The following is an 894-nucleotide window of genomic DNA, read 5'->3' on the forward strand; positions in this document are numbered from 1 at the left end:
GCCATCCGCCTGACGCTGATCGTCGCCGCCATCGCCGTGCCGCTCAACCTCGTCTTCGGCGTGGCCGCCGCCTGGGCGATCGCCAAGTTCGAGTTCAAGGGCAAGGCCTTCCTGACGACGCTGATCGACCTGCCGTTCTCGGTCTCGCCGGTGATCTCCGGCCTCGTCTTCGTGCTTCTGTTCGGCTCGCACAGTGTCCTTGGTCCCTGGCTGCAGAGCCACGGCATCCAGATCCTCTTTGCCGTGCCGGGCCTGGTGCTCGCCACCGTCTTCGTCACCTTCCCCTTCGTCGCCCGCGAGCTGATCCCGTTGATGCAGGAACAGGGCAGTAGCGACGAGGAGGCAGCACTGTCTCTCGGGGCATCGGGCTGGCAGACCTTCTGGCATGTGACGCTGCCCAACATCAAATGGGGGCTGCTTTACGGCGTGCTTTTGTGCAACGCCCGCGCCATGGGCGAGTTCGGCGCCGTCTCGGTGGTGTCCGGCCATATCCGCGGCGAGACCAACACCATGCCGTTGCAGGTCGAAATCCTCTATAATGAATACAACTTCGTCGCCGCTTTCGCGGTGGCGGCGTTGCTGGCGCTGCTGGCGCTGATCACCCTGATTTTGAAGACGGCGCTGGAGATCCGCTACAGCGCCGAGATCGCCGCCAGCCGCAGGCACTGACCGGGAAAGCCGGCATTCGAAAGGTATTGTCATGGACGTGCGCGTTCACAACATCCGCAAGGAATTCGGCCGCTTCCCGGCGCTCGACGACGTCTCGCTCGACATCCGCTCCGGCGAGCTGATCGCGCTGCTCGGCCCCTCCGGCTCCGGCAAGACGACGCTTCTGCGTCTCGTTGCCGGGCTCGAAAGCCCGACCGAAGGCACGATCTTCTTCGGCGACGAGGA

At 64.4% G+C, this 894-nt stretch carries 2 protein-coding genes; both read left to right on the forward strand.

Annotated features, from left to right (window positions below; translation table 11 throughout):
• Positions 1-669, forward strand: a 669-nt coding sequence (cysW, locus tag IB262_RS35405) for a sulfate ABC transporter permease subunit CysW (protein WP_192494576.1), incomplete at its 5' end; no start/stop codon positions are given.
• Between the two features lie 31 nt (positions 670-700).
• Positions 701-894, forward strand: a 194-nt coding sequence (locus IB262_RS35410) for an ATP-binding cassette domain-containing protein (protein ID WP_134888192.1), incomplete at its 3' end; no start/stop codon positions are given.

The organism is Ensifer sp. ENS02, assembly GCF_014851885.1.
Classification (GTDB): Bacteria; Pseudomonadota; Alphaproteobacteria; order Rhizobiales; family Rhizobiaceae; genus Ensifer; species Ensifer adhaerens.